The sequence below is a fragment of the Cupriavidus sp. R6-3 genome (genome assembly GCF_059772245.1).
In genome coordinates this window covers 39,933-52,984 of sequence record NZ_JCBAJO010000010.1, presented here as the reverse complement: position 1 = coordinate 52,984, position 13,052 = coordinate 39,933, and the positions used below count along the sequence as shown (strand labels likewise).

Sequence of the window (13,052 nt, the reverse complement as noted above, 5' to 3'; positions counted from 1 at the left end):
CAGGAGCTCGATGTACCTGCGTGGGGCGCCGATCGGCGTGCCCGGGTGCCGTATCGCGGCGCGCAGTGGCAGGTCGAGCTGGGCGCGCCCGGCGAGGCCCTGCCGGGCCGCTATCGCATCGTCGAGGTCCGCGGTAATACGCTGGTCGTGGTGCCGCGCTAGGCTGCCGCGGGGCAGCACCGCCTTCGTTTTCCCTTCAAGCAACCGATGGAGTCCCCATGCTAGACGTCGCCGGCAGCGTGCTGCCTCTCCTGGTCCTGATTGCCGTGATCGTGCTGCTCGCGCAGAGCTTCAAGATCGTGCCACAGCAGCACGCCTGGGTGCTCGAGCGCCTGGGCAAATATCGCGCGACGCTGACGCCCGGGCTCAACGTGGTGCTGCCGTTCATCGATCGCGTCGCCTACAAGCACATCCTGAAGGAAATCCCGCTCGACGTGCCCAGCCAGGTCTGCATCACCAAGGACAACACGCAGCTGCAGGTCGACGGCGTGCTGTACTTCCAGGTCACCGACCCGATGAAGGCGTCCTACGGCTCGAGCAACTTCGTCGTCGCGATCACGCAGCTGGCGCAGACCACGCTGCGCTCGGTGATCGGCAAGATGGAACTCGACAAGACCTTCGAGGAGCGCGAGTTCATCAACCACAGCATCGTCAATGCGCTGGACGAGGCGGCCTCGAACTGGGGCGTCAAGGTGCTGCGCTACGAGATCAAGGACCTGACGCCGCCGAAGGAGATCCTGCATGCGATGCAGGCGCAGATCACGGCCGAGCGCGAGAAGCGGGCGCTGATCGCGGCCTCGGAGGGGCGCCGGCAGGAGCAGATCAACCTGGCTTCGGGCGCGCGCGAGGCGGCGATCCAGCAGTCGGAGGGCGAACGCCAGGCGGCGATCAACCAGGCGCAGGGCGAGGCCGCGGCAATTCTGGCGGTGGCCGAGGCGAATGCGCAGGCGATCGAGAAGATCGGCCGCGCGATTCGCGCGGAGGGCGGCGTCGAGGCGGTGAACCTGAAGGTCGCCGAGGAATACGTGAGCGCCTTTGCCAATCTGGCCAAGACCGGCAATACGCTGATCGTGCCGGGCAACCTGGGCGAAATGAGTTCGATGGTGGCGTCGGCGCTGCAGATCGTCAAAAGCCAGAAGAGCGCGGGCTAGCCGATTCAGCGACAAGCCAGGCTAGCCCGGCAGGGCCGAGGAGAGGACCGGCGGCGGGACTTATTCCTTGCCGCCGCTCTTGATGATCCGCGCCTTCTCGCGCTGCCAGTCGCGGTCCTTCTCGGTCTCGCGCTTGTCGAACAGCTTCTTGCCCTTGGCCAGGCCGATCTCGCATTTGACGCGGCCGCGCGTGTAATGCAGGTTCAGCGGCACAAGCGTATAGCCGCGCTGCTCGACCTTGCCGATCAGCTTGCGGATCTCGTCGGCCTTGAGCAGCAGCTTGCGGGTGCGCACCGGATCGGGCTTGACGTGCGTGGAGGCGCTCTGCAGCGGGCTGATATGCGCGCCGATCAGGAACAGCTCGGCGTCGCGCACCACCACATAGCCTTCCTTGATCTGCACGCGCCCGGCCCGGATTGCCTTGACCTCCCAGCCTTCGAGCACGATGCCGGCTTCGTATCGCTCCTCGATGAAATAGTCGAAGAAGGCCTTCTTGTTGTCTGCGATGGTCATGCGTGGTGGTGGATGGTAGGGTGCGGCGGCGCCGTGCTGCGGGCCCCGCCGGTTTGGCGACCGCCGGTGGCGGCCGCTGGTACGATGACTGGCGCCGCGGCCGATGGCGGCGTTCCGGCCGGAGGGTGCGCCAGGGCAGGCGCGCGTCGGCTAAAATCCGGATTCTAGCAAACAGACCGGCCCCGGTTGTCGCCCGTGGACAGCCATCGGCCCAGAACCGTCAACTCATGGCAGACGTCCATAAAACCGTGCTGCTCGGTTATTCGGCCGAGCGAATGTACGACCTGGTCACGCGCGTCGAGGACTATCCCAAGTTCCTGCCCTGGTGCGGCGGCGTGGAAGTGTTCGAGCAGACCGAGACGTTGCTCGACGCCAAGCTGCATATCCATTTCAACGGCATCAAGCAGTATTTCCATACCCGCAATACGCAGCATCGGCCGACCCGCATCGCCATGAATTTCGCCGATGGTCCGTTCAAGACCTTCAACGGCTACTGGAATTTCATTCCGCTGCGCGAGGACGCCTGCAAGATCGAATTCCATCTGCATTACGAGTTCTCCAGCATCATCCTCGAGAAGATCATCGGGCCGGTGTTCAGCATGATCGCGAATACCTTCGTCGACGCCTTCGTCAAGCGCGCGGAGGTGGTCTATGGCAATAGCTGAGCCGGGCGGGGCGACCGTCCGCGTGGCGGTCTGCCATGCGAAGCCGGACGCGGTGTTCATGAAGGAGATCGAACTGCCCGCCGGCAGCACGATCGCTGCTGCGATCGAGGCCAGCGGCGTGCTGGCGGCCCATCCGGAGCTCGATCCGGCGACACTGCGCGTCGGCATCTTCGGCAAGCTCAAGACGCTGGAAACGGCGGTGCGCGAGGGCGATCGCATCGAGCTCTACCGGCCGCTGGTGGCCGATCCCAGGACGGCGCGACGGCGCCGCGTGCAGAAGGCGCGCGAGGCCGGCACGCGGGAAGGGCAGAAGTGGATGCGCGGCGGCGGCGACAGCGAGGCGGTGGGGCGCTGAACCGTCGGCAGGCGAGGGCGAAAAGCCGCCCAAGCCAGCCCAATCCGGTCGGTCCCAATCCGGTCGGTCCTGACCCGGCCCTAAGCGATCCGTTTGCCGGCCTGGCCCGATTCGGCGGTTTCGCCGGCTTCGGCGCTTGCCGGCTCACCGGCACCCGGTGCCGGCCCCGCGGCCTTGTCCCCCGCATGCAGCCGCACCGACCACGCCACGCCGATCATCAGCAGCACGATCGCCGCCAGCTCCAGCGGCCGCGGCCAGCGCTGCTCGTACAGGAAGCCGTAGGCCAGCGCGAACAGCGTCTCGAACACGATCATCTGGCCCGACAGCGTCAGCGGCAGCCGCCGGCTGGCGATATTCCACAGGTTGTTGCCGATCAGCGAGGCGCCCAGCGCCACCGCCGCATTGACCCACCAGAACCATTGCCAGTCGCGCCCGCTGCCCGGGGCGGTCAGCACATCGCGGAACAGCAGCCAGCCGACCAGCGCCAGCAGCGCCGACACGATGCCGGTCGACAGCCCGTACAGCGCCGACCATTCGTTGCCGCTGTATTGCGGATTGCGCTGCAGGTAGCGGGCATTGTCGACGGCGTAGAGCGTCCAGCAGACCAGCGCGCCGGCCGCGCAGACCACGCCGGCCAGCTTCTGCCACACCGGTCGCGCCGCCTCGGCGGCCGCCGCGCCGTGGGCGCCGTGTCCGCCGCCGCCGAACAGGTCCAGGTTGATGCAGGCAATGCCGACCGCGACCACCAGCAGCGGCAGCAGCAGCCGCGACAGCGGCACCGCGCCGTGGTCGCGCCGGCCCATCACGGTGACGGAGATCGGCAGGATGCCGATGATCAGCGAGGTCGGACCGACCCCGGCCAGCTGCACGCCGAAAGCCAGCAGCACGTAGTAGAGCAGGTTGCCGGTGAAGGCCTGGCGCAGCAGGGCGATGCAGTCGGCGCGGGTCAGCTTGCGGGCGATGCGGCGCATCAGCGGCGCCGCCGCCACCGCGGCCACCAGCCCGTAGGCCAGGTAGCGGCCGATCGCCAGTTCCCACGGCGAAAACACCGGCAGCAGTTTCGGCGCGATGAACACCATGCCCCAGAACGCGCCGGCCAGCAGGCCGCACAGTACGCCGATTCCCATCCGTTTTGCCGCGCTGGACGCGCCTCCGCTCAGAAAAGCCTCAAAGCATAGCATTGGCCCGGCAGTTTCCGCGCACGCGGACGTCATGCAAAGGGCGGTTCCTGTATAATTCGATTTTGCGCCTAGAGGAATCGCTATGCGTCTTGTCCAGAAAGCACTCACGTTCGATGATGTGCTGCTCGTGCCGGCCTACTCGGCCGTCCTCCCCCGGGATGTCTCCCTCCGCACCCGCCTGACCCGCTCGATCGAATTGAACATTCCGCTGGTTTCCGCCGCCATGGATACCGTGACGGAAGCGCGCCTTGCGATCGCCATGGCGCAGGCGGGCGGCATCGGCATCGTTCACAAGAACCTGAAGCCAGCCGACCAGGCCCGGGAAGTCGCGCGGGTCAAGCGCTTCGAATCGGGCGTGCTGCGTGATCCGATCACCATTTCGCCGGACATGAAGATCCGCGACGTGATCGCGCTGTCGCAGCAGCACGGCATTTCGGGCTTCCCGGTGCTGGAAGGCAAGACCGTGGTCGGCATCATCACCAACCGCGACCTGCGCTTCGAGGAAGAACTCGACGCCCCGGTGCGCGCCAAGATGACCCCCCGCGAGAAGCTGGTCACGGTGGCCGAGGGTGCCAGCCTGGACGAGGCCAAGCGCCTGATGAACCGGCACCGCCTGGAGCGCGTGCTGGTCGTCGACGACGCCTTCCAGCTGCGCGGCCTGATCACCGTCAAGGACATCCAGAAGGCGGTCGAGCACCCGCTGGCGAGCAAGGACGACCATGGCCAGCTGCGCGTCGGCGCGGCGGTCGGCGTCGGCCCGGACAACGACGAGCGTGTCGAACTGCTGGTCAAGGCCGGCGTCGACGTGATCGTGGTCGACACCGCCCACGGCCATAGCCAGGGCGTGCTGAACCGGGTCCGCTGGGTCAAGGACAACTTCCCGCACGTGCAGGTGATCGGCGGCAATATCGCCACCGGCGAGGCCGCCCGCGCGCTGGTCGAGCATGGCGCCGACGGCGTCAAGGTCGGCATCGGCCCGGGCTCGATCTGCACCACGCGTATCGTCGCCGGCGTCGGCGTGCCGCAGATCACCGCGGTGTCGAACGTGGCCGAGGCGCTGGCCGGTACCGGCGTGCCGCTGGTGGCCGATGGCGGCGTCCGCTACTCGGGCGATATCGCCAAGGCGCTGGCAGCCGGTGCGCACACCGTGATGATGGGCGGCATGTTCTCGGGCACCGAGGAAGCGCCGGGCGAAGTGTTCCTGTACCAGGGCCGCTCGTTCAAGAGCTACCGCGGGATGGGGTCGGTCGGCGCGATGAAGGACGGTGCGGCCGATCGCTACTTCCAGGAAGACAACACCGCCAACGTCGACAAGCTGGTCCCCGAAGGGATCGAAGGCCGCGTGCCCTACAAGGGCTCGGTGATGGCCATCATCCACCAGCTGACCGGCGGCGTGCGCGCCTCGATGGGTTATTGCGGCAGCAGCTCGATCGCCGAATGGCACGAGAATGCGCAGTTCGTGCAGATCACGGCGGCCGGCATGCGCGAGTCGCATGTCCACGACGTGCAGATCACCAAGGAAGCACCGAACTACCATATCGACTGACGTCAGCGACTGACCGGCGAACGCCGCGCCATTCGCGATGCCAGTGACGCGCGGCTGCACGGCCTGAAGGCGGTGCAGCCGCGCGTCATATCCGGGCCGCGCATTGCACGCGTAACACGCGGGCCGGCCGGCGATGCTGACCGGCCCGCTGGTTTTTCGCGGTTTCAGTTGTCGGTCCGCCAAATTGTTGGTCCGCTCGTCAGTCGGGAATCAGTCGGAATCAATCGACGTCAGTCCGCCAAGGAGAATCGATGAAGGTCCTGCTCCGCGCCGTGTTGTTCTTCGATGCCCTGTTCGACCTCGCGCTCGGCGCCGTGCTGCTGCTCGCGCCGTTCGCCACCTTCTATGCCGCGTTGCAACTGCCGCAGCCGCAGCCGGCGCTGTACGGCCAGCTGCTCGGCATGGCGCTGCTCGGCTTCGCCTGGCTGTTGGCCCAGGCGGCGTTCCGCGGCCAGCTGACGGTTCCGGTCGCACGCATGGCCGGGCCGGTCAATCTGGCCAGCGCGGTGCTGATCGCGGCCTGGCTGATCTTCTTCGATCTGCCGGTGCAGGGCGCCGGCCGGATCTGGCTAGCACTGCTGGCCGCGATGCTGGCCTTCTTCGCGCTGGTGCAGATTCCGCTGGCCAAGCGCATCCGCAATCGCGAGCGCGAGGAACTGCTGCGCCGCGAGGCTGAACTGGCGGCGGCCAACCGTCCCGCGGCCGCTGCGCCGACCATTCACCCAACCCCATCCCCCGAAGTCCGGCGCGAGCCGGTCATCACGCCGCCGCCCGGCTACGGTCCCGGCACCGAAGTGGTGACCGATGTCGAACCGGTCGACACGTCAATCGCTCCCCATCATGCACGACAAAATCCTCATCCTTGATTTCGGCTCGCAAGTTACGCAGCTGATCGCGCGACGCGTCCGCGAGGCGCACGTCTATTGCGAGATCCATCCGAACGACGTGTCGGACGAATTCGTGCGCGAGTTCGCGCCGAAGGGCATCATCCTGTCGGGCAGCCACGCCAGCACCTATGAGGACCATCAGCTGCGCGCGCCGCAGGCGGTGTGGGACCTGGGCGTGCCGGTGCTGGGCATCTGCTACGGCATGCAGACCATGGCCGTGCAGTTGGGCGGCAAGGTCGAGTGGAGCGATACCCGCGAATTCGGCTACGCCGAGGTCCGCGCGCACGGCCATACCGAGCTGCTGAAGGACGTGCAGGACTTCGTCACGCCGGAAGGCCACGGCATGCTGAAGGTCTGGATGAGCCACGGCGACAAGGTTACCGAACTGCCGCCGGGCTTCAAGCTGATGGCGTCGACGCCGAGCTGCCCGATCGCCGGCATGGCCGACGAAGCGCGCGGCTACTACGCCGTGCAGTTCCACCCCGAGGTCACGCACACGGTCAAGGGTCGCGAAATGCTGGAGCGTTTCGTGCTGAAGATCGCCGGTGCCAGCCCCGACTGGGTCATGCGCGACCATATCGCCGAGGCGGTGGCCAGGATCCGCGAGCAGGTCGGCGACGAGGAGGTGATCCTCGGCCTGTCCGGCGGCGTCGATTCGTCGGTGGCTGCGGCGCTGATCCATCGCGCGATCGGCGACCAGCTGACCTGCGTGTTCGTCGACCACGGCCTGCTGCGCCAGGACGAGGGCAAGCTGGTGATGGAGATGTTCGCCGGCCGCCTGCACGCCAAGGTCGTGCACATCGACGCCTCGGAACAGTTCCTCGGCCATCTGGCCGGCGTCACCGATCCCGAGCAGAAGCGCAAGATCATCGGCCGCGAATTCGTTGAGGTGTTCCAGGCCGAGGCGAAGAAGCTGACCCGCGCCAAGTGGCTGGCCCAGGGCACGATCTACCCCGACGTGGTCGAGTCCGGCGGCACCAAGACCAAAAAGCAGACCACCATCAAGAGCCACCACAACGTCGGCGGCCTGCCGGAGACGCTGGGCCTGAAGCTGCTAGAGCCGCTGCGCGACCTGTTCAAGGATGAAGTGCGCGAACTCGGCGTCGAACTTGGCCTGCCGCCGGAAATGGTCTACCGCCATCCGTTCCCGGGCCCCGGCCTGGGCGTGCGGATTCTCGGCGAGGTCAAGCGCGAATATGCCGACCTGCTGCGCCGCGCCGACGCGATCTTCATCGAAGAGCTGCGCGGCACCATCGCCACGGCGCAGGACGCCGCCGCAGGCCTGTGTACCGAAGACCAAGTCGGCAAGAGCTGGTACGACTTGACCAGCCAGGCCTTCGCCGTGTTCCTGCCGGTCAAGTCGGTCGGCGTGATGGGCGACGGCCGCACCTACGACTACGTCGTCGCGCTGCGCGCGGTGCAGACCACCGACTTCATGACCGCGCATTGGGCGCATCTGCCGTACGCGCTGCTGGGCCGCTGCTCGAATCGGATCATCAACGAAGTGCGGGGTTTGAACCGGGTCGTGTACGACGTTTCGGGGAAGCCGCCGGCGACGATCGAGTGGGAGTGAACCAGCGTTCAGAGCTGGTCTGCACCACGCACCGCCAAGACACACCGAAGCCCGCGTAACCGCGGGCTTTTTTCATTCTCAGCCCGACACTGTCCAGCAAGCTCAACCCTTCTCGTGGTCGTTGCCACCGTGCGCGGCGATGAACATGGCGACAGCCGACCGGCAATAGGATTCGATTTCGTTGTCGTCCTGTGCTCTCGCCTCATCGAAGCGTGCGATGAGCAGGAGATCGGATCCCTTGAAAAGCGCGGCAAACAAGCGGGCGGACCGGAGAGGATCGGGCACGTTCAGTACCGCCTTCGCGTGCAACTGACGCAACAGGGCCTCGATTTGGGCGATGACATGGGCGGGGCCGGCTTCGTAATGGCGCTTGCTTAACGACTTTTGATTCGTCTTGTCGGCCATGATCATGGCTTCGACACTGCGCACGTCCGGGTTCAGCAGCGTGCGGAGCAGGGATGATCCCACCGCCATCAGCTGGTCTTCGGCCGAACCGTCGACGCCTTCAAGAAGGGCCTGTGGTGCGAACTGATGGCAGCGGGCCGCGATGGCCGCGCTGAACAGCGCCTCCTTGTTCTCGAAGTGCCGATAGATGCTTAGCTTGGATATCTTCGCGCGCTGGGCGACCTTGTCCATCGTCGTCGCCTGAAAACCCAATTCCACAAAGAGTTCGCACGCGGCGTCGACGATCGTTTGGCCAAGCGCCTCGTTGGCGGGCCGCCCGCGCCGGCCCTGGTTGTTTTCGGTCACGACAATTCCAGTACTTGACAGTATTCAAATTCGTGCATTACGATACCATTAAGTATCGTAAATGGTCAAGCACGGAGCCCATCACCATGAATGACGTCATCATCATCGGCGGCAGCTTTGCCGGGCTCGCCGCCGCCCTGCAGCTCGGCCGTTCCCGCCGCAAGGTCACCGTTCTGGATACCGGCCTGCCGCGCAATCGCTTCGCCGACCACTCGCATGGCCTGCTGGGCCACGATCACAAGCCACCGCTCGACATCCTGGCCGAGGCGCGGCAGCAGCTGATGCGTTATCCCACGATCAGGCTGGTCAGTGCCCGGGCCGAGAGCGTCTCCGGCGCCATCGACGATTTCTCGGTCCTCACTGGCGATGGCGAAAGCCTTGCGGCGCGCCGCCTGATCCTGAGCTATGGCGTCGCGGACCAGATGCCTGATGTTCCGGGCTTTGCCGAAAGCTGGGGCACGTCCGTCGTGCCTTGCCCCTATTGCGACGGCTTTGAAGTCGCCGGCCGGCATTGGGGCCTCGTCTGGTCCGGCCCGCCGTCGCACAACCATGTCAGGCTGTACCAGGACTGGACCGACACGTTGACGGTCTTCGCCAATGGTCACGACCTTTCACCCGATATCCGGGCCGATCTGGCGCACCGCAATATACCTGTCGTCGATGGCCGGATCACCGAAATTGACCATGACGAGAGCCATAACACCACCGTCAAACTCGATGCCGGCGCCAATGTCGCGGTCGACATCCTGTTCGCGCATCCGCGCAACAAGCCGTCCGCAAGCCTGCATGAATCGCTGGGCCTTGCCACGGTCGATACGCCCCTGGGCATCGCCCTCAAAGTCGACGAGCGCCGCGAAACAAGCATGCCCGGCGTCTACGCCGCGGGCGACCTCGCCAACCCCCTGATGCACTCGGTCACCACGGCATCATGGCAGGGCGCGATGGCCGGTATCTTCGCCCAGCAATCGATGGTGACTTGAGAGCACAGGGTTGGCTCGAGACGATACGCGCCTTCGCATCGGTTCGGATCGTCCTTGTCTTGATCGACGGGTAGCTGGTTGAGCAGCTCCAGCGATGACGGACTACCCTGGACGGCGGTCCGTCATTCCTCCGGTAGTCGTCCACGAGGTTGAAGCGGTCGAACCGCCGGCGGTAGTCCCGGGCCGTCGGCCGCCATGCTTCCGGCAGATTACGAACGGCCGTCACTCCGGCTCAATCCCGGCCCCCTTGACGACACGGCCCCATTTCTGGATTTCGGCATTCTGAAACGCGCGCAGCTCCGCGGCCGTCGTGGTCCAGGGCTGTGTCGCGGAATTGCGGAAGAAGGCGCGCGCTCCCGCGCTGCCGACCGCCGTAATCAGTAGCTGTCGCAGCCTCGCGGCAACGGGGGCGGGCGTTCCTGCCGGCACGTAGGCGGCGAACCAGTACCCCATGTCGTAGCCCTTGATGCCGGCCTCATCCAGGGTCGGTATGTCCGGAAGCTCGGGCAGCCTTTCCCGGGTGGACGCGCCAAGTGCGCGGAGTTTGCCCGATCTGATCTGCGACAGGCCGGTGACCGTGTCGATGACCATCATGTCGATATGACCGCCGAGCAGATCGTTCAGGGCGTTTGGATTGCTGTTGTATCCGACCCAGACGATGTCCGTACCGGTCAGCTGCTTGAGCATTTCGCCCGCCATTCGGCTGGAGGAATTGCCGCTGCCGAAGCTCAGTTTTCCTCTCGCCTTCCTGGCTGCCTGCAGCAGATCGTCGACGGTGCGGAAAGGCGCGTCGGCGCGCACGACGAGCACCTGACCGCCACGCCCCAATCCCGTCAAGGGCAGGAAATCCGCGATCGGGTCGTAGGGCAGTTTCTTGAAAAGGTGGGGATTGGCGGCTTGCGTCGTGTTCGTCGTAATCAGCACGGTGTAGCCGTCCGCGGCGGCGCGGGCAACATGCTGTGCGGCAATCATGCCGCTGGCGCCGGGCCGGTTTTCGACGACGACGGCCTTCCCGGTCTGCTGTGCCGTCGACGCCGACAGGGCGCGCGCGAGCAGATCGGTCGCGCTGCCGGCGCCGAACGGCACGACAAAGGTAATCGGCTTTTCCGGAAAGTCGGCCGCCCGTGCCGATATGGCGCAGGCCAGGCCGATGACCGCCGATGCCATCGCGGCTGCCAGACGGGCGATGCGTGTTGTGGTCCGGATCATGGTGTTTGTCTCCTGTTATATGGGACGCGGCGTGCGAGCGGCTTCACCGTGCCATGCACCTGTCCCGAGCGAGCGCCGTAGCTGCGCCTTCAGCGGGATTGCGGGTAGAGGTGGCGTCGTGCGCGGCGCCCCAGGAAATCCCGCACGGCAGCCTTGTGCTCGTCACCGCAAAGCAGGATCGCCTGCATCGCGGCCGCAGTCTCCAGCGCCACGGGCAGCGTCGTTTCGGCCGCGTCCAATACCAGGCGCTTGGCCATGCGCAGGGCCTGGGGCGGGCTGGATGCGATCCGGCGCGCCATGGTGGTACTGACTTCGTCCAGCGCCTCGGGCGAAACGACACGGGACACCATGCCAAGCTGCAAGGCCGTAGGCGCATCGACAAATTCGCTGGTCAGCGTCAGTTCCAGCGCCTTTGCCGTTCCGACCAGCCGGGTCAGGAACCACGCGCCGCCGATGCCGGACACGAGGCCCAGCCGCAGAAAGCTCTCGGCGAAGGTGGCCCGCTCGCTCGCGACGCGCAGATCGCACATCAGCGCCAGGTCGCAACCCGCCCCGATCGCTGCCCCGTTGACCGCGGCGATCGACGGCACCTGCAGTGCCTGCAGGGCATGGGTGATTCGGTGCAACGTGGCTTTCAGCCGCGCCCGGACCTGCGTCGCGGAACCCTGCATCAGATCCGATCCGCTCTCCATGTCCTTGACGTTGCCGCCGGTGCAGAAATACTCGCCGGTGGAGCGCAGCAGTACGCAATGGACGTCTGGCAGGCGATTGGCGGCCTCAAGGGCTTCGGCAAGCGCCTCGGCCATGGCCACCGACATGGCGTTGCCCGTGCCAGGGTCATTGAGGCTCAATGTGAGGACGCCTTCGCCGATGTCTTGCCGAACCAGCGTGTCGGGCAGGGCGTTGGAGGGGCGCATTGCGCGGGCTTCTTCCGATTTCATCGACGTATCCTGGGTCATGTGGATGTGGTGTGGTGAACGACGAGGACGCCGCGCTCGCGCATGGCGTCGATTTCAGGCCGCGTATAACCGCATTCCTCGAGGACATCGGGACCATGCTGGCCCAGGGTAGGCGCGGGCATATCGCGATCCTCTGCACTGGCCGCGTGGGCAGGCCCCGGCGCGAAGCCGGGCATGCGCACCTTGCCGGCGAGCGGGTGGTCAACCCAGCTGTCGAGGCCGCTGGCTGCGTACTGAGGGGATCGCAGCACCTCCTGGTAGCTCGCAACGGGCGCACACAAGATGTCGTGCGCGGCCAATTCCTGCATCCATGCTTCGGTGGTGCGCTGCTGGAACAACGGCGTCAGTACCTGGCGCAGCGCGTCGCGGTGTGCGACGCGGTCAGCATTGCCGGCGAAGCGCGGGTCGTTTTCGAGGTCAGGCGCTCCGAGGACTGCGCATAGTGCTTGCCAACGCTTCGGGTGGTAGGCAGCGACCATGATCCAGCCATCACGCGTCTGGTACGCTTCATTGGGCGCCGCGTACGGGGCTGCGCTGCCCGTCCTCGCAGGCAGCGCGTTCGTGGCGAAGTACGATGCGTAGCCGATCTGCTGCAGCATCAGCGTCGCGTTGTACAGGCTGATGTCGAGGTACTCGCCTTGGCCGCCTTGCCGGGCAGCGTTGACCGCGGCAAGGACGGCGATCGTCGCCAGATAGCCAGCCACCATATCTGCGACCGGGATCGCGACCTTCATGGGCTCGCTGTGCGCGGTGCCAAGCGTGCTCATCAGCCCGCTGGCGGCCTGGATGATTCCGTCCACACCGGCGCGATCGCGCATCGGCCCGGTTTGGCCATAGGCGGAGATCGAGCAGTACACCAGTTTGCGGTTGCTGCGAGCGACCGTGTCATAGTCCAGGCCCAATGCCTGCATGACGCCCGGCCTGAAGTTCTCGACCACCACGTCCGCGCCCTGGATCAGGCGACGGGCAACTTCGCGGCCATCCGCGCATTTCAGGTCCAATGCGATGCCGCGCTTGTTGCGGTTGACGCTCAGGTACACCGCGCTTTCACCCGCTATCCAGGGTGGGCCGATCTGCCGCCCCAATTCGCCACAGGGCGGTTCGACCTTGATGACATCGGCGCCCATGTCGGCAAGCATCATGGTGCAAACGGGTCCCGCGAGGACATGCGAAAAATCGACGACCCGCAGTCCTCGCAAGCTGCGCTTCAACATATCCTGCCTCCCGGATGACACGGCCTCGCTGGTGGCCGCGATCAGTTGTCATGCGGGCAGAATAGGCAG

General features: G+C 66.0%; 13 protein-coding genes and 1 pseudogene. 8 read left to right on the top strand and 6 right to left on the bottom strand.

The window, feature by feature from the left end; translation table 11 throughout:
• Together AC6EI8_RS03905 and AC6EI8_RS03900 are read left to right on the top strand one after the other, a co-directional pair.
• Positions 1 to 162, top strand: a 162-nt coding sequence (locus AC6EI8_RS03905; RefSeq protein ID WP_498381315.1) for an NfeD family protein, incomplete at its 5' end; no start/stop codon positions are given.
• A gap of 56 nt (positions 163 to 218) precedes the next feature.
• Positions 219 to 1,151 carry an SPFH domain-containing protein gene (locus AC6EI8_RS03900; protein WP_226108856.1) on the top strand — a complete coding sequence of 311 codons (933 nt, stop codon included), beginning with the start codon at positions 219 to 221 and terminating at the stop codon, positions 1,149 to 1,151.
• 60 nt (positions 1,152 to 1,211) lie between these two features.
• Here the strand turns inward: AC6EI8_RS03900 and smpB are convergent, their stop codons facing one another.
• On the bottom strand, positions 1,212 to 1,664 hold the full coding sequence (gene smpB, locus AC6EI8_RS03895; protein WP_006579356.1) for an SsrA-binding protein SmpB: 453 nt from the start codon (positions 1,662 to 1,664) through the stop codon (positions 1,212 to 1,214).
• Positions 1,665 to 1,891: 227 nt separating this feature from the next.
• On the opposite strand from smpB, the gene AC6EI8_RS03890 reads away from it, so the two are divergent.
• Together AC6EI8_RS03890 and AC6EI8_RS03885 are read left to right on the top strand one after the other, a co-directional pair.
• Complete coding sequence (locus tag AC6EI8_RS03890) at positions 1,892 to 2,329, top strand: type II toxin-antitoxin system RatA family toxin (RefSeq protein ID WP_226108858.1); 438 nt, start codon at positions 1,892 to 1,894, stop codon at positions 2,327 to 2,329.
• On the top strand, positions 2,316 to 2,684 hold the full coding sequence (locus AC6EI8_RS03885; protein WP_498381312.1) for an RnfH family protein: 369 nt from the start codon (positions 2,316 to 2,318) through the stop codon (positions 2,682 to 2,684). The genes AC6EI8_RS03890 and AC6EI8_RS03885 overlap by 14 nt, the downstream gene beginning before the upstream one ends.
• A gap of 167 nt (positions 2,685 to 2,851) precedes the next feature.
• Here the strand turns inward: AC6EI8_RS03885 and AC6EI8_RS03880 are convergent.
• Positions 2,852 to 3,811: pseudogene (locus AC6EI8_RS03880) on the bottom strand (DMT family transporter); the annotation flags it as partial.
• A gap of 136 nt (positions 3,812 to 3,947) precedes the next feature.
• On the opposite strand from AC6EI8_RS03880, the gene guaB reads away from it, so the two are divergent.
• The 3 genes from guaB to guaA all read left to right on the top strand — a co-directional run bounded on the left by guaB (position 3,948) and on the right by guaA (position 7,871).
• Complete coding sequence (gene guaB, locus AC6EI8_RS03875; protein ID WP_149319014.1) at positions 3,948 to 5,411, top strand: IMP dehydrogenase; 1,464 nt, start codon at positions 3,948 to 3,950, stop codon at positions 5,409 to 5,411.
• A 251-nt stretch (positions 5,412 to 5,662) separates the two neighbouring features.
• Positions 5,663 to 6,277, top strand: coding sequence for a hypothetical protein (locus AC6EI8_RS03870; protein ID WP_498381310.1), 615 nt, complete (start codon positions 5,663 to 5,665; stop codon positions 6,275 to 6,277).
• The gene (guaA, locus tag AC6EI8_RS03865) at positions 6,252 to 7,871 is read left to right on the top strand and encodes a glutamine-hydrolyzing GMP synthase (protein WP_149319012.1); all 1,620 of its coding nucleotides are present in this window, start codon (positions 6,252 to 6,254) and stop codon (positions 7,869 to 7,871) included. Before AC6EI8_RS03870 ends, guaA begins: the two co-directional genes overlap by 26 nt.
• A 102-nt stretch (positions 7,872 to 7,973) precedes the next feature.
• Here the strand turns inward: guaA and AC6EI8_RS03860 are convergent, their stop codons facing one another.
• Complete coding sequence (locus AC6EI8_RS03860; RefSeq protein ID WP_265632505.1) at positions 7,974 to 8,621, bottom strand: TetR/AcrR family transcriptional regulator; 648 nt, start codon at positions 8,619 to 8,621, stop codon at positions 7,974 to 7,976.
• Positions 8,622 to 8,707: 86 nt separating this feature from the next.
• Between AC6EI8_RS03860 and AC6EI8_RS03855 the strand changes: the two genes are divergently transcribed.
• Positions 8,708 to 9,601 (top strand): NAD(P)/FAD-dependent oxidoreductase, encoded by an 894-nt coding sequence (locus AC6EI8_RS03855; RefSeq protein ID WP_226108866.1) that lies wholly within the window; start codon positions 8,708 to 8,710, stop codon positions 9,599 to 9,601.
• A 222-nt stretch (positions 9,602 to 9,823) separates the two neighbouring features.
• On the opposite strand, the gene AC6EI8_RS03850 is transcribed toward AC6EI8_RS03855, so the two are convergent.
• From AC6EI8_RS03850 to AC6EI8_RS03840, 3 genes are all read right to left on the bottom strand, one after another.
• Positions 9,824 to 10,810: a Bug family tripartite tricarboxylate transporter substrate binding protein gene (locus AC6EI8_RS03850; protein ID WP_226108868.1), complete on the bottom strand. Its 987-nt coding sequence runs from the start codon at positions 10,808 to 10,810 to the stop codon at positions 9,824 to 9,826.
• Between the two features lie 89 nt (positions 10,811 to 10,899).
• Positions 10,900 to 11,727, bottom strand: a complete 828-nt coding sequence (locus tag AC6EI8_RS03845) for an enoyl-CoA hydratase-related protein (RefSeq protein ID WP_226108939.1) — start codon at positions 11,725 to 11,727, stop codon at positions 10,900 to 10,902.
• 38 nt (positions 11,728 to 11,765) lie between these two features.
• Positions 11,766 to 12,983: a CaiB/BaiF CoA transferase family protein gene (locus tag AC6EI8_RS03840; protein WP_265632504.1), complete on the bottom strand. Its 1,218-nt coding sequence runs from the start codon at positions 12,981 to 12,983 to the stop codon at positions 11,766 to 11,768.
• Positions 12,984 to 13,052 lie beyond the last annotated feature (69 nt).